This window comes from Paenibacillus sp. S150 (genome assembly GCF_019352175.1).
In the GTDB taxonomy this organism is placed as follows: Bacteria; Bacillota; Bacilli; order Paenibacillales; family Paenibacillaceae; genus Paenibacillus_AQ.
The window spans coordinates 351,677-368,796 of the sequence record NZ_JACBYI010000001.1; the positions used below are offsets into that span (position 1 = coordinate 351,677).

The 17,120-nt window shown below is 52.9% G+C and carries 18 protein-coding genes and 2 tRNA genes; 5 read left to right on the plus strand and 15 right to left on the minus strand.

What is annotated here, in order from left to right:
* The first annotated feature begins 30 nt into the window (after positions 1–30).
* A complete protein-coding gene (locus HYD27_RS01380) occupies positions 31–303 on the plus strand; it encodes a hypothetical protein (RefSeq protein WP_219210573.1) in 273 nt (90 codons plus the stop codon).
* A gap of 49 nt (positions 304–352) precedes the next feature.
* Here the strand turns inward: HYD27_RS01380 and HYD27_RS01385 are convergent, their stop codons facing one another.
* Positions 353–505: a hypothetical protein gene (locus HYD27_RS01385; RefSeq protein ID WP_220101455.1), complete on the minus strand. Its 153-nt coding sequence runs from the start codon at positions 503–505 to the stop codon at positions 353–355.
* A gap of 267 nt (positions 506–772) precedes the next feature.
* Here HYD27_RS01385 and HYD27_RS01390 point away from each other — a divergent pair, with 267 nt between their 5' ends.
* Entirely contained in the window at positions 773–1,315 is a 543-nt protein-coding gene (locus tag HYD27_RS01390; protein WP_219210576.1) for an ImmA/IrrE family metallo-endopeptidase, read from the plus strand.
* Positions 1,316–1,392: 77 nt separating this feature from the next.
* A complete protein-coding gene (locus HYD27_RS01395) occupies positions 1,393–1,554 on the plus strand; it encodes a hypothetical protein (protein WP_157764363.1) in 162 nt (53 codons plus the stop codon).
* Positions 1,555–1,825: 271 nt separating this feature from the next.
* Here HYD27_RS01395 and HYD27_RS01400 read toward each other — a convergent pair whose 3' ends face one another.
* Positions 1,826–2,002, minus strand: a complete 177-nt coding sequence (locus HYD27_RS01400; protein ID WP_219210578.1) for a hypothetical protein — start codon at positions 2,000–2,002, stop codon at positions 1,826–1,828.
* 218 nt (positions 2,003–2,220) lie between these two features.
* On the opposite strand from HYD27_RS01400, the gene HYD27_RS01405 reads away from it, so the two are divergent.
* Positions 2,221–2,610 (plus strand): hypothetical protein, encoded by a 390-nt coding sequence (locus HYD27_RS01405; RefSeq protein WP_219210580.1) that lies wholly within the window; start codon positions 2,221–2,223, stop codon positions 2,608–2,610.
* A gap of 176 nt (positions 2,611–2,786) precedes the next feature.
* Positions 2,787–3,227: a hypothetical protein gene (locus HYD27_RS01410; protein WP_219210582.1), complete on the plus strand. Its 441-nt coding sequence runs from the start codon at positions 2,787–2,789 to the stop codon at positions 3,225–3,227.
* An 82-nt stretch (positions 3,228–3,309) separates the two neighbouring features.
* On the opposite strand, the gene HYD27_RS01415 is transcribed toward HYD27_RS01410, so the two are convergent.
* From HYD27_RS01415 to lspA, 13 genes are all read right to left on the minus strand, one after another.
* Positions 3,310–3,383: transfer RNA gene (locus tag HYD27_RS01415), tRNA-Ile, on the minus strand.
* A gap of 43 nt (positions 3,384–3,426) precedes the next feature.
* Positions 3,427–3,500: transfer RNA gene (locus tag HYD27_RS01420), tRNA-Met, on the minus strand.
* Between the two features lie 83 nt (positions 3,501–3,583).
* On the minus strand, positions 3,584–3,748 hold the full coding sequence (locus tag HYD27_RS01425; RefSeq protein ID WP_167336667.1) for a hypothetical protein: 165 nt from the start codon (positions 3,746–3,748) through the stop codon (positions 3,584–3,586).
* Between the two features lie 290 nt (positions 3,749–4,038).
* Positions 4,039–4,680, minus strand: coding sequence for an orotate phosphoribosyltransferase (gene pyrE / locus HYD27_RS01430; protein WP_219210584.1), 642 nt, complete (start codon positions 4,678–4,680; stop codon positions 4,039–4,041).
* Complete coding sequence (gene pyrF / locus HYD27_RS01435) at positions 4,677–5,456, minus strand: orotidine-5'-phosphate decarboxylase (protein ID WP_375373885.1); 780 nt, start codon at positions 5,454–5,456, stop codon at positions 4,677–4,679. The genes pyrE and pyrF overlap by 4 nt, the downstream gene beginning before the upstream one ends.
* Before the next feature lie 199 nt (positions 5,457–5,655).
* Positions 5,656–8,877 (minus strand): carbamoyl-phosphate synthase large subunit, encoded by a 3,222-nt coding sequence (carB, locus tag HYD27_RS01440; RefSeq protein ID WP_219210587.1) that lies wholly within the window; start codon positions 8,875–8,877, stop codon positions 5,656–5,658.
* Between the two features lies 1 nt (position 8,878).
* Positions 8,879–10,060, minus strand: a complete 1,182-nt coding sequence (gene carA, locus HYD27_RS01445; protein ID WP_219210590.1) for a glutamine-hydrolyzing carbamoyl-phosphate synthase small subunit — start codon at positions 10,058–10,060, stop codon at positions 8,879–8,881.
* Between the two features lie 137 nt (positions 10,061–10,197).
* On the minus strand, positions 10,198–11,478 hold the full coding sequence (locus tag HYD27_RS01450) for a dihydroorotase (protein ID WP_219211093.1): 1,281 nt from the start codon (positions 11,476–11,478) through the stop codon (positions 10,198–10,200).
* A 102-nt stretch (positions 11,479–11,580) separates the two neighbouring features.
* The gene (locus tag HYD27_RS01455; protein ID WP_219210592.1) at positions 11,581–12,489 is read right to left on the minus strand and encodes an aspartate carbamoyltransferase catalytic subunit; all 909 of its coding nucleotides are present in this window, start codon (positions 12,487–12,489) and stop codon (positions 11,581–11,583) included.
* 2 nt (positions 12,490–12,491) lie between these two features.
* Positions 12,492–13,073 (minus strand): bifunctional pyr operon transcriptional regulator/uracil phosphoribosyltransferase PyrR, encoded by a 582-nt coding sequence (pyrR, locus tag HYD27_RS01460; RefSeq protein ID WP_219211095.1) that lies wholly within the window; start codon positions 13,071–13,073, stop codon positions 12,492–12,494.
* A 1,094-nt stretch (positions 13,074–14,167) separates the two neighbouring features.
* On the minus strand, positions 14,168–15,421 hold the full coding sequence (locus HYD27_RS01465) for an LL-diaminopimelate aminotransferase (protein ID WP_219210601.1): 1,254 nt from the start codon (positions 15,419–15,421) through the stop codon (positions 14,168–14,170).
* A 99-nt stretch (positions 15,422–15,520) separates the two neighbouring features.
* Positions 15,521–16,495 carry an RluA family pseudouridine synthase gene (locus HYD27_RS01470; RefSeq protein WP_219210602.1) on the minus strand — a complete coding sequence of 325 codons (975 nt, stop codon included), beginning with the start codon at positions 16,493–16,495 and terminating at the stop codon, positions 15,521–15,523.
* On the minus strand, positions 16,488–16,991 hold the full coding sequence (lspA, locus tag HYD27_RS01475) for a signal peptidase II (protein ID WP_219211097.1): 504 nt from the start codon (positions 16,989–16,991) through the stop codon (positions 16,488–16,490). The genes HYD27_RS01470 and lspA overlap by 8 nt, the downstream gene beginning before the upstream one ends.
* Between the last annotated feature and the right edge of the window lie 129 nt (positions 16,992–17,120).

The following is a 17,120-nucleotide window of genomic DNA, read 5'->3' on the forward strand; positions in this document are numbered from 1 at the left end:
ATTAGCTCTGGCACGCAGGGGAACATGTGTATGTATTATATGCAAACAAACGTTCTTTATGCAATAATCCGCGCAGAAGGCGTAGAATTGAGTGGAATATTATTTCACAAACGGAGTGCCAGGGTGTTCTATATCTGTTATCGGGGAAAAAAGCTGTATGGCCCCATGTCTGAGGACGAAGCGGTAAAGGAATGGTTCGCGCTTTCAGCAACTGTCAAGGAACTGTATATCATTGAAACGGATCCGGTCACCGGTAAAATCAAACGCCAAATCGGTCCTTCCACCCGGAGGAAAAAGAAATAGCCCTATCCGGCATTGAAGCCTGACAGGGCAGCATACGTTAACTGAGGTTCTAAAATAGACAGGCTCTGGTGATAATGACCAGCAAAATGAACAGTACCAGGATCGCTCCTGTTGAAGTCCAAGGGCTGACAACCGGCCCAACTACCGGAGGCCCCTGATTCACTCCGCCGACGCCATAACCGCAACCATATTCTGCTCCCATAGTTAATTCCTCCTTAGAAATAATGACTACAGCACAGGATATGTGAAAGTCCATAGTGCTGTATGGGCCAATGGGTAAAGATATAACCGTTCACCTAAAGGTCTGCGAATTTGTGAAGGGCGCTCACCAACTTGGAAAAACACTTGATATTACGGTTTGATTGTTTTATGCTTAGACATAAGAACACAGGTTCGTGTATAACCAGGCCCTTTGGGCTTTTCTTTTGGCGACAAATACGAACATACGATCTTATCCGAGGTGAATCGCATGCATTCTTATTATCAAATGACCGCTCTGGAGAAGTGGACAGAGGATTTGTACGAACGGCTGGAGATACGGAAGCCGGAACAAATATCGATCGGGCACGTAGCCGAACGCCTGAATATCTGGGTTCATTATCTGGATGTAAGAAGCAAGGGGATAGAGGCCTCAGCCGGTATGTACACCATGTTCATCGACAGCCGTCTTCCTGCAGAGCTGCAGCGCCTTGAATTTCTGCATGAGCTCTGCCACCTGCTCCGTCACGCCGGCAGCCATACACTGATGCCGGAGCATTACACCCAAGCGGAGAGGGATGAATCGGAACGCTTTATTCTGTATGCGGCAATGCCTTACTCCATGATTTCCAGAATGGACTTGCCCGAGCTGCGAGAGGATGCAATTCATGAGCTCGCCGCAGCTTTTCAGGTCCCCGGCGAGCTTGCTTTACAGCGGATCGATCAAATCCAGCGCCGTGTGTTCCAAGGTCAGTTAATCGCTGTTATGGAAAGGAACGGGGACAGAAATTTAAACCGCAGACATATTCGTTAAAAGCAGCGGAGATAATATAGACATACACATAAGAACCTCTAGACAGAAGCTGAAATTTACCCGTAAGGGGGAACGGTATGGAAGCCATTCAAGTTATCCAGCTATTGTTGACCCATCCGGATTACAGCGTGGACGCAGTACACCCCGAAATTCCGGATTTTGTCGGCATCGAAGCCATTGAAGTAGATCATGAAACCCAGACCTTTTCCATTTTACTGCAGGAGCCGCAAGAAGATTAATGACTTGTACTATACGTATCTTAATCCTCCCCGGTTAACAAAATAACCCCACAAAGTGGGGCCTTGGCTTCGATGATAACTCAGGTACTTTGCGGGGACCCCAAAACATATAAATTCCTATCTTTCAAAAAAGCGACCCCGCCGGTATCGGCAGGGTCCAAGTATATTAATCAGGGGAATATGCTATTAATATAATCCCTTAAGCTTAAATGCATATGAAATCAGGCTGAAGAAAGGCTGAATCTTGTCACGAAGGAACCGTACATAACCGTCAACCGTTGCTTACAAATTGAATAACGCCGATGGCAAACATCACAAGAAACAGAGCCAATATAATCCCCAGCATAGCCCATATTAATTTTTTGCCGGGATTCGAAGGTCTTGAATAGTTCTCCAGAACAGCTATGCGGCGTTCCAGCTCTCTAAGCTTCTCCTCTTGGTCGTTCAAAATTCCTCCTCCTCATATCACGCAAACTCCCAGCAAAAAACAAGCTGATCATCCTTTTGTTCATAGTTCGTCATATTTTCTAACAAAAATTCTGTTTTCATAAGTGTATATCCGTGTAAATAGAATTATAAATGTGAAAACAGAAAAATATATTACGTATTTATGCACTTTATGTAATTATATATTCCACCAACAACTAGATCAGGAGATGAATGCATTTGAAAATAACCATGCCCCAAGATGTTCCTTTGCTGTTTTATATTCCTATCGCCACTGTTTTTTATCCATTCCCCATTTATTTTCTTCGCGTTGCTGCATTGTCCCCCTACGACAAAAGCCTGTCCCGAATCCTCAATACACTCCACGAAAACAATTATTCTTCCATAGATTCAGTACAGAATGCCACAATCGGAGAACTGAGAAGGATTCGGAATTTCGGTGAGAAAGGACTTGCTATTCTGCTGGAGCTCTTGCAGACAATCTCCATACAGCCCGAACTGGTGCTGGAAACGGAAAAGCTTGATCACAACCTTCGGGCTGAGCTGGACCACATCAAGCAGGTGGTGCCTGTCAAGATGCAGCTGCTGGACATCGGAATTGAAGTCTGATCTGTAAATTGCTGAAAGGGTTGTTTCGAACCAAGCCCCCTCCATAACCATACACTTTTAATAACATATATATAGAAGTGAAATTAGAAATAAACCGTTTTGGACCCAAAAGCACAGACATTCTACTTTGCCTCTCATAAAATATAGAATCTACTATGAGAGGTTAGGTGGGCAAGATGAGTATTCAGTTTCTCGACATGCGTATTTCACAGGACAGCGCTACGGATGCATCAGGTATTAATTTGGTCCGTTCAGGTGCGGTTTTCGGGGATATTGGACTTCAAACCTTAAATGTTGCACCTGCAAATGCAAGCTTGGTAAGGGTCACATTAAATGCTTATGTCAGGCTCAGTGTTGATGTCAGCGTTATAGTTCAAAATGATGTTACTTTTACTATCTACCGCAATGGTACATTAATCTTCAGTACAACGTACCCGGGAAACATCAATAATACAGCAACACAATACGAAATGGTAGGAATAACCGCCGTTGATTTCCCGCCTTCCAGCGATGTGCTCACCGGTCAAATTCAGTATACCATTATAGCATCGGCGATTAGAACAGCGACTCTGGGAGCCAGATCCTTCAGCGGAATTGCCGTTGCCGGGAATGGTTGAATAACCCATACAGCGGCTTAAGTGGATAATAGAGGTGAGTGTCGTAATAAAAACCCCTTGCTAGGCAAGGGGTTCAGTGAAGTGGGCCCTACAGGACTCGAACCTGTGACCAATCGGTTATGAGCCGACCGCTCTAACCAACTGAGCTAAGGGCCCGGATCTGGGATTCCGTATATACAAGGGCTGTCTGGAAAACAAATTGCGGGGGCAGGATTTGAACCTGCGGCCTTCGGGTTATGAGCCCGACGAGCTACCGGGCTGCTCCACCCCGCGTCAGTAAACATATTCAAACAGCGACAATAGATAATATACATCATATCCGGGTCTAAAGTCAAGGATGATTTTGCTTAAGGGAATCAGGGCAGGAAGCGTACGCCGTAACGGCCTTTGCGGGAGCGATAAATCTCCACAAACTGCGGATCATGATAGCCGTAAATCCAGCCATCCTGCTCCAGCCTTTTGGCCAAGCAGCCTGCCTGAAATCTCGTCCTGAACAGCTTTGCGAAGTATATCCAATTCATCGTGCCTTCTTCTCCTTTCCGCCAATGATGTCATTCCGGTCTGAAATTATCATGCCCAATTTTGTAAGAAATCTTTGGCGGAGATGCGGGGGAGAGGCTGCCAATTTCTGTACTGGCCTGCCGGTTTTCCATTCGCAATCTGTACTTTTCTGGAAACAGCAGGCTTCCGGATTTTTGTTCATTTCATGCAGAAAGCCCCCACGCCTAAGTGAGGGCTTTCTGCATGAAAGGGTGAATCTGTCTTGAACTGCGCAGGACAGGCATTGATGTCAATTTGCATTTACCAGGACTTACACGCCAAATGATGCAGGAGCCTTGCGCCACGATTGCAGCAGCTCCACATCGGTAGCTGCGATGGTTCCCTGCGCCAGCGCGACATCAATCAGGGTAGAGTAGCTGGACAGGGTTTGCAGCGGCACGCCTGCCGCTGCAAACGCTTCGGCGGCCCGGTCCAGCTCGTAGCTGAAGATGGCCAGTACAACCAGCGGAATGCCTCCCGCTTCCTGGACGGCCTGTGCCGCCTTGATGGAGCTGCCCCCGGTGGAGATGAGGTCTTCGATTACAATGACCTTCTGGCCGGGGGAGATCAGGCCTTCGATCTGGTTCTGCTTGCCGTGGCCTTTGGCTTTGTCACGGATATAGGCCATCGGCAGATTCAGCTTGTCTGCTACCCAGGCTGCATGCGGAATGCCCGCAGTGGCTGTGCCTGCAATGACCTCGGCATCCGGATAGGTACCGGCAATTGTTTCAACGAAGGCGTCGGCAATATAGCCCCGTACTTCCGGGAAGGACAGCGTCAGGCGGTTGTCGCAATAGATGGGCGATTTAATGCCGGAGGTCCAGGTAAAAGGGTCCTGCGGACGCAGCGCCACCGCGCCGATCTTCAGCAGGTAACGGGCAACTTGTTCACTCTTATTCAATAATGGGCTCATGCTTGGCTCATCTCCTCAATAATGTTAAGTGCTGCCTGGCGAGGGTCCGCCGCAGCTGTAATCGGGCGTCCGACCACCAGAAAGTGGCTGCCCTGACGAATCGCTTGTCCAGGTGTCATGACCCGGGACTGGTCATCCAGGGAGGCCCCGGCCGGCCGGATGCCCGGCGTCACAGTAACGAACTCCGGTCCGCAGGCAGCGGCAATGACCGCTGCCTCCTGCGGTGAAGCCACCACACCATGCAGACCGGCTGCGGCCGCAAGCTTGGCGTAATGCACAACGGCATCCGTTACCGTGCCGGTAATGCCGATCTCGCTGTTCATCATCTCCTGATTGGTGCTCGTAAGCTGGGTTACCGCGATAATGAGCGGAATATGCTGCGAAGGATGCAGGCTGGCCGCCTTCGCTGCGCCTTCCAGCGCAGCAGCCATCATGGCCGTTCCCCCCGCTGCATGCACGTTGAACATATCCACTCCCAGCATGGTCAGGCTTTCCGCACCGCCGCGCACCGTATTCGGAATATCATGCATTTTGACATCCAGGAATACGGAGTAGCCGCGCGCCTTCAGCTCTTTGATAAAGTCCGGACCGGCCGCATAAAACAGCTGCATGCCCACCTTCATATAGCATGGAATGCCATCCAGCTTCTCAATCATAAGTCTCGCCTGTGTCACATCCGAATAGTCGAGGGGGACCATCAGCCGTCCCGCCATTTCCTCACGCTTCCCGACTTGTCCAATTGTCTCATGCCCGTGCTGCGCAATCATCCGCTCCATTGGCCGATCCTCTCCCTTTGTCATAGTCAACGCTCCTATCCCGTACAGTTAACCGCGCGGTCTATTCCGAATGCCAATCCGCTTAGTTCATGCACAGGCATCCGGTTATGGGGTTAATTAGCCCCGGGCGCAGCGGAACGGTCTGCGCTAACGCAAACCGTCCCTGTGCCGCCGAAAGGCAGCCTTGTTCATCCTTAGATTATTGTCCGACAAAAGCAGGCATCGACTGAGAAGAGAAATTGATGGTCTGCAGCATTCTGAGCAGCGCAGTCACCGTATCGAGCGAAGTCATGCATACGACGCCGTTTTCCACCGCTTCGCGGCGGATGCGGAAGCCGTCACGCTCCGGTGTCTTGCCTTTGGTCAGGGTATTGAAGACGAAGTTCGCTTGACCGCCGCGGATCAGATCAAGAATGGTCGGCTCCCCTTCATCCAGCTTGTTGACATTCATCACGTTCAGACCCGCTTGTTCAAGCGCAAGCGCCGTGCCGCCGGTGGCGATAATCTTATAGCCCATGGCGTGGAAGCCCTTCATCAGCTCTACCGCTTCTTCCTTGTCCTTGTCCGCTACGGTTACAATGATGGCTCCGGTTGCCGGAATCTTCATGCCTGCTCCGATCAGCCCTTTGTACAGGGCCTTGGCGTACAGCCTGTCGCGGCCCATAACCTCGCCGGTCGATTTCATTTCCGGTCCGAGCGTAGGCTCTACCCTGCGCAGCTTCGCAAAGGAGAACACCGGCACTTTTACCGAGACATAGTCGCTTTCCGGCCACAGGCCTTCTGTATAACCGTCATTCTTCAGCTTGCCGCCGAGGATGATTTTGGTGGCCAGATTCGCCATGGGAATACCCGTTACCTTGCTGAGGAAAGGAACCGTACGCGAGGAGCGCGGGTTGACCTCAATGACATATACCTCATTCTGATAGATGACGAATTGGATGTTTACCAGCCCGATGGTCTTCAGCTCCTTGGCAATCTTGATCGTGATCTCGGCAATCTTCTGCTTCAAGCCTTCATCCAGATACTGCGGAGGATATACGGCAATGGAGTCGCCGGAGTGAACCCCTGCACGTTCAACATGCTCCATGATCCCCGGGATAACCACAGTCTCACCGTCGCAGATGGCATCTACCTCCACCTCCTTGCCGAGCATGTAGCGGTCGATCAGAACCGGATGCTCCGGATTGACCTTCACCGCTTCAACCATATAGCTCAGCAGCTCCGTATCGTTGTAGACAATCTCCATGGCACGGCCGCCCAGCACGTAGGAAGGACGAACGAGGACCGGATAACCGAGCGATTGCGCGGTTTCTACAGCTTCACCGATGTTGATAACCGTCTTGCCCTTCGGTTGGGCGATATCCAGACGGGCCAGCAGGGCTTCGAATTTCTTGCGGTCCTCAGCTTCATCGATGCTGTCCAGGCTGGTGCCCAGAATATTCACACCGGCAGCGGCCAGTGGTGCTGCCAGATTAATGGCCGTCTGGCCGCCAAACTGCACAATGACGCCGATTGGATTTTCCTGTGCAATAACGTTCATAACATCCTCGAAGAACAGCGGCTCAAAATACAGCCGGTCAGAGGTATTGAAATCCGTTGACACGGTCTCAGGATTGTTGTTGATAATGACGGCCTCATAACCGGCTTTTTGGATCGCCCAAACCGCATGAACCGTAGAATAGTCGAACTCAATGCCTTGGCCGATACGGATTGGACCCGAACCGAGCACAATCACCTTCTGCTTGTCGGAATGAATGACCTCATTCTCTGTCTCGTAGGTCGAGTAGTAGTAAGGCGTAGAGGCTTCGAATTCAGCCGCGCAGGTATCAACCATTTTGAACACCGGAACCAGCCCTTGCTGCAGACGCATCACGCGAACCTCGGATTCCTTCGTCTGCTCTCCGCCCGGACGTCCTTCCGCACGGATTTCGGCAATCGCCCGGTCTGTAAAGCCCTTGCGTTTGGCTTGGTACAGAATTTCCGGAGAGAGGATTTCTTCACTGCGGATCTCGTCTTCGAAATTCACCAGGCCTTCGATCTTGGAGAGGAACCACCAGTCCACACTTGTTATATCCTGAATCTCCTGCAGGCCGTAACCGCGGCGGAACGCCTCGGCAATCAGGAACAGGCGCTCATCGTCAGCTTTTGCGAGCCTGCCTCTCAGCACGCTGTCCTCCAGCTTCTCCGCACCCGGCAGACGGAAACGGTGGACACCGATTTCCAGGGAACGGACCGCCTTGTGAATCGACTCTTCAAAGGTACGGCCAATCGCCATCACCTCGCCGGTAGCTTTCATCTGCGTGCCCAGCTTGCGGTTCGCGTAGATGAACTTGTCGAACGGCCAGCGCGGAATTTTGCTGACGATATAGTCCAGTGTCGGCTCGAAGCAGGCATAGGTCTGGCCGGTAACCGGATTGACGATTTCATCGAGCGTATAGCCGAGGGCGATTTTGGCCGCCATCTTGGCAATCGGGTAACCGGTAGCCTTCGACGCCAGCGCCGAGGAACGGCTGACGCGCGGATTGACTTCAATGACATAGTATTGATAGCTCTGCGGATCAAGCGCGAACTGCACGTTGCAGCCGCCTTCAATGTTCAGCGCACGGATGATCTTCAGTGAAGCGCTGCGCAGCATTTGGTACTCACGGTCCGACAAGGTCTGGCTTGGAGCCACAACGATACTGTCGCCTGTATGTACGCCAACCGGATCAAAGTTCTCCATGTTGCAGACCACGATACAGTTGTCGTTTGCGTCCCGCATCACCTCATATTCAACTTCCTTCATCCCGGCGATGCTTTTCTCCACCAGACATTGGCCGATCGGGCTGTAGCGGATACCGGCCTTCACCGTTTCGCGCAGTTCTTCTTCGTTGTCGCAAATCCCGCCGCCGGTTCCGCCCAGCGTATAGGCCGGACGGACGATCAGCGGATAGCCGATTCCGGCTGCGAAGCCCATGGCTTCCTCCACACTCGTAATAATCGAGCTTTCCGGTACCGGCTGCTCCAGCTCGCGCATGAGGTCACGGAACAAATCGCGGTCCTCAGCCTTCTCAATCGATTCCAGCTGGGTACCCAGCAGCTTCACATTCTCCGACTGGAGCACGCCGGCACGGGCCAGCTCCACAGCCATATTCAGACCGGTCTGCCCGCCCAGCGTCGGCAGCAGGCCGTCCGGACGCTCCTGGCGGATAATCGCGGTAACAAATTCAAGGGTAATGGGTTCAATGTAGACCTTGTCGGCCATATTCGTATCGGTCATGATCGTAGCCGGGTTGCTGTTGATCAGCACAACCTCCACGCCTTCTTCTTTCAGGGCCTGGCAGGCCTGGGTTCCCGCATAGTCAAATTCAGCGGCTTGGCCGATAACAATCGGTCCCGAGCCGATGACGAGGATTTTCTTAAGCTTATCGTTCTTGGGCATGTTATAGAGCTCCTTTCACGGCTTCAAGCTGGGGTGCTGGAGTATTCGATGCCGTGATTCTGGCATTGGCCGCAAGCTGAGCCTGGCGCGAGCCTGCCGGTGTCTTGGCCTTGTGATCGGCGATCATTTGCAGGAAACGGTCGAACAGATAGCTGCTGTCATGCGGTCCCGGCGCCGCTTCCGGATGATATTGCACCGAAAATGCGGGATAGCGGGTATGCTTCAGTCCTTCGACGGTCTTATCGTTGTTGTTGATGTGCGTAACTGCAAGCTCGGTACTCCGCACCGATTCCTCGTTAACCGTGTAGCCATGGTTCTGGGAGGTGATGAAGCAGCGTCCGCTTTCCAGCTCTTTTACCGGATGGTTGCCGCCGCGGTGGCCGAACTTCAGCTTCTCTGTATCCGCGCCGCAGGCCAGTGCAAACAGCTGATGACCCAGGCAGATGCCGAAAATCGGGTATTCCCCGAGCAGCTCGGAGATCGTCTTGACCGCATAAGGCACATCCTTCGGGTCCCCGGGGCCGTTGGAGAGCTGGATGCCATCCGGATTCAGGCGGCGGATTTCATCTGCGGTCACATCATGCGGCACGACAACCACATCACAGCCGCGGCTGTTCAATTCCCGCAGAATACCGGTCTTCGCTCCGTAGTCTACAAGCACGATCCGCTCTTTGTTGCCGGGGCTGCTGTAGGTCTTAGTGGTAGAGGTGCGGGCAACCTGGTTGCGCAGTTCTTCGATGGAGGTGCCGCCCATCATTTCCATGAGTTCCTCTACACGCTTATTGGAGGTGGTAAGGATCGCCTTCATCGTGCCGTAGTGGCGGATAATGCGGGTCAGCATCCGCGTATCGATCTCACTGATTCCGGGAATGCCATATTCCTTCAGCAAGTCGTCAACGCTGTATTCGGCGCGCCAGTTGCTTGGCACCGTCTCATGGCGGCGCACGACAAAGCCGTGCACGAATGGACGCACAGATTCGAAATCATCGCGGGTAATGCCGTAGTTTCCGATCAGCGGATAAGTCATTGTAACGATCTGCCCGCAGTAGGAAGGGTCCGACAGCACCTCCTGATAACCTGTAATCCCTGTATTAAAAACAACCTCGCCCGTTTTCTCGCCTTCCGCGCCAAACGCGGTGCCTGTGAACAGCGTTCCGTCCTGAAGCAGCAATCTCGCCTGCATTCCCTTCCACTCCTTCTTGTTTCTGTAGTCTGATTCTTATGTCTTGCCTGGATTTCCGGAGCAAGCGCGCGAAAATGCCGCCGTATGTTAAGGCCTGCCCCCATACAGCCGGCAGCTTCGCTCTACCAGTCCGTCCGTTATTCTTCAGTCCATACGGCTGTGCCGTCTACCCATGTCTTTACCGGCCAGCCTTTAAGCTTCCATCCGGCAAAAGGAGTGTTGCGTCCTTTGCTGGCAAACGAAGCGGGATCAACTTCTTTTTCTTCCGTAAGATCAACCAGTGTCAAATCCGCTGGCAGACCAACCGAGAGGCTGCCTGTGTTCAACCGGAAGACCCGGGCCGGGTCAGCCGTCATGCGCTGTACCAGCAGTGACAGGTCCCATTTACCAGTGGCCACAAAAGCCGTATACAGCAGCGGGAACGCTGTCTCAAAGCCAACGATGCCGAATGGTGCAAGCTGCATGCCTTTGGCCTTCTCTTCTTCGCTGTGCGGCGCATGGTCGGTGACGATAATATCAAGCGTGCCGTCCAGCAGACCGGCGATGCAGGCTTCCACATCACGGCGCGAGCGCAACGGCGGGTTCATTTTCCAATTGGCGTCCATGCCCGGAATATCTTCTTCCGAGAGCAGGAGATGATGCGGACATACCTCAGCAGTCACCTTAATGCCGATTGCCTTGGCCTGGCGGATCAGCCGCACGGATTGCTCTGTGCTGACATGGCAGACATGATAGTGCACTCCCGTTGCTTCAGCAAGCAGAATATCACGTCCGACATGTATGGCCTCCGACTCATTCGGAATCCCCTTCAAGCCGTACTTGCCGGCAAAAGTCCCTTCGGCTACCGCGCAGCCTTCAACCAGCGAGTTGTCCTCGCAATGGGCAATGACCGGCATATCCAGCCCTGCCGCGATTTTCATCGCATCCTTCATCATCTGGGCGCTCTGTACGCCCACTCCGTCATCCGTGAAGCCAATCGCTCCAGCCTCTTTCAAGGCGGCAAAATCAGTCAGCTCGCGTCCAAGCTCATTCTTCGTAATCGCCGCATAAGGCAGCACCTTCACCAGTCCGGCTTCACCCGCTTTATCCTTCACGAACTGCACGATTTCCGGACTGTCCGTTACCGGACGGGTATTCGGCATGCAGGCGATGGTGGTGAATCCGCCCTTGGCTGCCGAACGTGCTCCGGTCTCTATCGTTTCCTTATGCTCAAAACCCGGCTCACGCAGATGCACGTGCATATCGATCAGCCCCGGAATCAGCAGCTTGCCTTCCGCTTCAATGATTTCCCCGGCTTCGTCCACTGCCCCGTTCCCGCTCTTGATTGCTGTAATGATTCCATCCTGCACTACGATATGTTTGCGCTCTAGCACGCCTTCCTCATTCAGTACACTGGCGTTCTTGATGATCACGGTTATGATTCTCCTTCTACCCGCAGGCCGCAGCCGCGAGCTCTGTAGTTATTATATAATAAAAATTCATCTTTGTGTATATTTATTAACGAGATTATGTCAGGCTTTTTAGAGGATGGCCCGTTCCATTACAGCCATGCGTACCGGCACGCCATTCGCCATCTGCGGGAAAATCCGCGACTTGTCGCTCTCCACCACTGCATCGTCAATTTCGACGTTCCGGTTCACCGGTGCAGGGTGCATAATGATTGTACCCTTGTCCAGCTTGGCGGCACGCTCTTCCGTAAGTCCGTACTGCTTGCGGTATTCTTCCGCCGACTGCAGAATGCCCGAGGCATGGCGCTCCAGCTGCACACGCAGCATCATCACCACATCCGCCTTCAGAGCTTCCTCCATGCTGACATAAGGCGCATACTCGGCAAGCTCGGGGGCCTTCATGCTGTCCGGTGCGCAGAACCGGACCGTGGCGCCCATCTTTGTCAGTCCCCAGAGGTTCGAGCGCGCTACCCGGCTATGCATAATATCCCCGATAATCGAAACTTTAAGGCCCTTCAGCTCACCAAAATTTTTGCTCATCGTATACAGATCCAGCAGCGCCTGAGTCGGGTGCTCGTTATTGCCGTCGCCCGCATTGATCAGCGGGATGGAGACCTTCTCCGCCAGCTGCTGCAGCACTCCGGCAGGCTTCAGGCGCACAACTCCGGCATCGATTCCCATGGATTCCAGCGTGCGCACGGTATCGTAGATCGATTCACCTTTTTCTACACTGGAAGCCGCAGCCGTGAAATTCAGCACCTGGACACCCAGACGTTTCTCTGCCATTTCGAAGGAAAACCGGGTACGAGTGCTGTTCTCAAAAAACATATTGGCCACAAAATGCGATTTCAGCACCGGTGTCAGCTTCTCGGCCTGACTGTCCCAGTACGCCGTTCTGTTCAACAGCTGCATGATCTCTGTCCGGTCCAGCTCCTTAATCCCCAGCAGACTGCGTTCCTTCACCTTGGTTGCTGTCATCATTGTCATCGTTCCTCCCGGTTGGAAATAATGTAAACCTCATCCTTGCCATCGAATTCAGTCAGCGCCACTTCAATCTGCTCATGCCTGGAGGTGGGTACGTTTTTGCCGGTATAGTCCGGCCGGATGGGAAGCTCACGGTGTCCGCGGTCCGCCAGCACAGCCAGCTGAATCATCCGCGGCCGTCCGCAGTCCATCAGCGCGTCCATCGCAGCCCGGATCGTGCGGCCGGTGTACAGCACATCATCGAACAAAACCACTTTCTTGTCATGGATGCCGCTGCAGCCGGCCGGCAGGGTAAGGTTGCTGTTCACCACCGTGCGGTCCATAGCTTCGCGGTTGTCACCGCCGCCTGCACGGTCATCCCGGTAATGCGTGATGTCCAGCTCGCCGTAAGGAATATCAACCCCTTCAATCTCCTTGATGCGTTCCGCGATCCGCTGCGCAAGATATACCCCGCGTGTGCGGATGCCAACCAGCAGGCAATTCTCGATTCCCTTGTTCTTCTCCAAAATCTCATGGGCAATGCGTGACAGCGCCCGGCGGATTGCCGTTTCGTCCATAATCACATTTTTCTCGGTAACCATCATCCCTGCCAGCCTCCTGCTTGATCGCCTGTTCAAGTTCCCCGGACAAGCAGAAGCAGCGTTTCCGTCCTCCTAAAGGGACGGTATGGCTTCCGCGAGAAATATAAGGAGGAATGTATGGAGCAAAGCATATAAATCCTTATATTTAAACAAAAAACTCCTTGCCCAAAGCAGGCAAGGAGTGAAATCCGCAGATTCAAAAGATGGCGTGTCCGCGCGCATAGAAAAGCCCTCCGTAGACATACGGATTTCTTCTCACAAATGTCGCGAACCTCGATTCACGTTACCTTGCCAGCCTCACGGGACTGAATTAAAGGCGCATATTCAACTACAAGAATTATGACAGATGTTGCGGCGGGTGTCAAATAGGGGACGGGTACCCGGCGGGAAGCCAAGTGGAAACGGTCACTTCATTTTCCCCCAGCCGCTTTTTCACTTGCGTTAGTGGGGACAAGGAGACCTAATTGATCCGTTTCTCTCCCTTACCGAGGATACGCCTACATTAAGATGAACTTGAACCATTCATCCAAAGAGCAGCCATTTTAGTGGTAAAAAGGATCACTAATCCACCGCCTTCGGAGACTGGATCATCCCTAGTGGGAAAAAGTACAACTAATTCGGATGAAATCATCCGTATGGGGGAAGCGGGCCTCCATGAAGTGTGCAAAATCCCGCTAAAGCCCGTTAAAGCCGGAATTCCAGCCCATTAGTGTTACTTTTTACACTTCGCTTCCCTTCCCTATGAACCTCCTTGCGTCCATCAGCTTGTTCAGGTTCGCCGGTTCAATTCAGGCTAAATTAAGTTTCTTAAACAGCGGCAGCGGCCGCCTGGGTCTCCGGATTTTCACCGCTAAGGGGAATGAATTAAATCCGTAGAGCACAGCGACCCGGACAACGCTCCGTTCGCGGAGCGGCCGCTCCAAGAGCCTACGTATACCCTGCGCAAGTGGAAACGGCTTCGCCGTCCTTATAAGGACGGTATCCGTTTCAGCGAGAAAGATAAGGTTAATTTATAGCGTGAAACCTATAAATTCTTATCTTTTGAAAAAAACCGCCGCAGATTTCTCTGCGGCGGCTTCCAGACGCTAAGCAAATCAGAATTCGAATTCAACATCGCTGAGGCGTCTTTGAATTTCGGAGATTACGCGTTTCTCCTCTTCCTCGCCTTTGGCGATGAAGGTGACGGAGAAGCGCACGAATGGGCCGGCATCATCCCAAGGCACGGTGGAGATCAGCTTCTCGCGGATCAGGAACTGCGAGAAGTCCTCACCGGATTCGAAGCGGCGTCCTCCCTTGATGCCCTTTGGAGCAGCCACGTACAGGAAGAAAGAGCCCTTGGGCTTCTCTGCCGAGAAGCCCAGGCTGTTCAGCGCATCCACCAGCATGTTGTGTCGGCGGGAATACTTGGCAGCAATCGCTTCGGTAATTTCCGGATGCGCCAGGCCGTAGGCAGCAGCCTTTTGAATGGCGATGAACTGGCCGGAATCATTGTTGTCCTTCACATCGCTGAACGCTTTGACGACCAGCGGATTGCCGGCTACGAACCCGATTCTCCAGCCTGTCATGTTGTAGGACTTCGACAAGGAGTGCAGCTCTACGCCGACGTCCTTGGCACCGGGCACGGACAGGAAGCTGAGCGGCTTCAAACCGTCATAGGTCAGTGCGGAGTATGGGGCATCATGAACGACAACCACATCATATTTCTTCGCCCAGGCCACAACCTCGCTGAAAAATTCCGGAGTTGCGCTTGCCCCCGTCGGATTGTTCGGATAGTTCAGATAGATCAGCTTCGCCTTGCGGGCAACCTCTTCCGGAATGGAGTTCAGATCAGGCAGGAAGTTGTTCTCCTTCTTCAGCTCCACAGTGAACACTTGTCCACCCAGATATTTGGTGTGGGTGCCCAGCACCGGATAGCCCGGAACGGTCATGATCGTAATGTCACCCGGATTGATGAAGCAGGATGGCAGCATCGCCAGTGCCGGCTTCGAGCCAATAGAGTGCACAACCTCGGTTACCGGGTCAATGCCGTCCACGCTGAAAACTTCCTTCAGGTATGCAGCGGCTGCCACCTTGAATTCAGGAATCCCGTTGTCGGAATATCCGCGGTTTTCTTCCTTGGCTGCTTCGGCAGCAAGTTTGGCGACAATGCCTTCGTCCGCCATTTCGTCCGGTTCGCCGACGCCCATATCAATAAGCTCAATATTCGGAAAATCCTGTTTCGCCGAGGCTTTGGCGCGTTTGATTTTCTCAAATTTGTAGATGGCTGTATCCTTGCCGTAGTTCGCGCCGCCGATGCGGTCCGCAAAATTAGTCTGAATAAAAGTTTCCTGATATTGTTCAATACTCATAATCTTCGTCTCATCTCCTGGCATTTTTTTATTCCCATGATATAAATATGACGCAAAGCCGCTCTCAAAACCATGGATTTATAATCAGTTGATTTGCACTTATCTGCTGCGCAGCGTAAACAGCAGGTCCTCCATATCCGCCGGAATAGGCGCACTATACTCCATATATGCACCAGTGGATGGATGCACAAATCCCAGAACGGCGGCATGCAAGGCCTGTCCGTTCATCGTAGTCCCTTTACTGCGTCCATAGATGGGATCGCCAACCAGCGGATGCCCGATAAACTTCATATGCACACGGATCTGATGGGTGCGCCCCGTCTCCAGCTGCAGCTCCAGCAGTGTACAGTCACCGAGACGCTCCAGCACGGTAAAATGGGTCACGGAGCGTTTGCTGTTCTTCTCCGTTACGGTATAGAGCTTGCGGTCATGCGGATCACGTCCAATGGGCGCATCCACCGTCCCCTGATCATGGGACAGATTGCCGTGCACCACAGCTATGTAACGGCGGGTTACGCTGTGCTCCTTGAGCTGGGCGGAGAGCGAGGCATGACTGGCGTCATTTTTGGCTGCCATAATCAGTCCGGAGGTATCCTTGTCAATGCGGTGCACAATGCCCGGACGAATCTCGCCGTTAATGCCGGGCAGGTCCTTGCAGTGATGCATCAGCGCATTGACCAGCGTGCCGGACGGGTGGCCTGCTGCCGGATGCACAACCATTCCCCGCGGCTTATTCACAACAATAACGTCGCTGTCTTCATACACAACTTCAAGCGGAATATCCTCCGCAAGCAGGTCCGCAGCTTCGGCTTCCGGCACGGTAACCGCAACCGCATCGCCTTCGGCCAGCTTGTAGTTGGCCTTGACCGGAGCGCCGTTCACGGTTACATGTCCGCCGCTGATCCACAGCTGCACCTGGGAGCGCGACACCTCATCTTCCCATGACTCCGTAATATATTTATCAATCCGCTCCCGGGCATTCTCTCCGGCAACAGTCCATCCGGTGACGTCCTTGTCCTCTTCGAAGACGCCGTGTGCCGCCTGCTCATTGACGTCCTTGTTCAACTCATTCATTCCCTTCCTTGATTTCCTTGGATTCCTTAACCTCCGTGATCTCTTCTCCGCCCTTCACATCACGCAGCGTATCCAGAATGATCAGCGCCACACCAATGACAATGCATGAATCGGCCACATTAAAAATCGGAAAGGTATAGCTGCCGAAGTTGAACATCAGGAAGTCCACAACCTCGCCGTTCAGCAGCCGGTCCAGAAAATTGCCTACGGCTCCGCCAAGCACCAGCGCAAGGGCGGTGGGCAGCAGCCTCCGGGACGCCCTGGCCTTGTTCAAATACCAGACGATGCCAGCAACAACTATAACGGTAATCAGGATAAAGAACCACTGCTGGCCCTGAAGAATACCGAAAGCGGCTCCCCGGTTGCGGTGGGAGGTGATAATGAAGAAATCCTTGATGACCGGAATCTGCTCCGCGAGCTCCAGCCGGGTAGCAATCAAATACTTGGTGCCCTGGTCCACCAAAAAGACGATAAGCGCTATCAGATAGTACACCACAGAAGTTGTCACTCCGTTCTTATTTTTCCCGCTGACAGCGGTACGAATACTGTATAAAGACTTGTATATTGTAGCACAGGCCTCAAGAACCCGTCTATTGCGCCGGTACACAAGGAATGCGCGGAGGGG

Coding starts and splice junctions, on each gene's coding strand:
- HYD27_RS01380 (WP_219210573.1), top strand. CDS start 31: ATGTATTATATGCAAACAAACGTTCTTTATGCAATAATCCGCGCAGAA.
- HYD27_RS01385 (WP_220101455.1), bottom strand. CDS start 505: ATGGGAGCAGAATATGGTTGCGGTTATGGCGTCGGCGGAGTGAATCAG.
- HYD27_RS01390 (WP_219210576.1), top strand. CDS start 773: ATGCATTCTTATTATCAAATGACCGCTCTGGAGAAGTGGACAGAGGAT.
- HYD27_RS01395 (WP_157764363.1), top strand. CDS start 1,393: ATGGAAGCCATTCAAGTTATCCAGCTATTGTTGACCCATCCGGATTAC.
- HYD27_RS01410 (WP_219210582.1), top strand. CDS start 2,787: ATGAGTATTCAGTTTCTCGACATGCGTATTTCACAGGACAGCGCTACG.
- HYD27_RS01425 (WP_167336667.1), bottom strand. CDS start 3,748: ATGAATTGGATATACTTCGCAAAGCTGTTCAGGACGAGATTTCAGGCA.
- pyrE (WP_219210584.1), bottom strand. CDS start 4,680: ATGAGCCCATTATTGAATAAGAGTGAACAAGTTGCCCGTTACCTGCTG.
- pyrF (WP_375373885.1), bottom strand. CDS start 5,456: ATGGAGCGGATGATTGCGCAGCACGGGCATGAGACAATTGGACAAGTC.
- carB (WP_219210587.1), bottom strand. CDS start 8,877: ATGCCCAAGAACGATAAGCTTAAGAAAATCCTCGTCATCGGCTCGGGA.
- carA (WP_219210590.1), bottom strand. CDS start 10,060: ATGCAGGCGAGATTGCTGCTTCAGGACGGAACGCTGTTCACAGGCACC.
- HYD27_RS01455 (WP_219210592.1), bottom strand. CDS start 12,489: ATGATGACAGCAACCAAGGTGAAGGAACGCAGTCTGCTGGGGATTAAG.
- pyrR (WP_219211095.1), bottom strand. CDS start 13,073: ATGGTTACCGAGAAAAATGTGATTATGGACGAAACGGCAATCCGCCGG.
- HYD27_RS01465 (WP_219210601.1), bottom strand. CDS start 15,421: ATGAGTATTGAACAATATCAGGAAACTTTTATTCAGACTAATTTTGCG.
- HYD27_RS01470 (WP_219210602.1), bottom strand. CDS start 16,495: ATGAATGAGTTGAACAAGGACGTCAATGAGCAGGCGGCACACGGCGTC.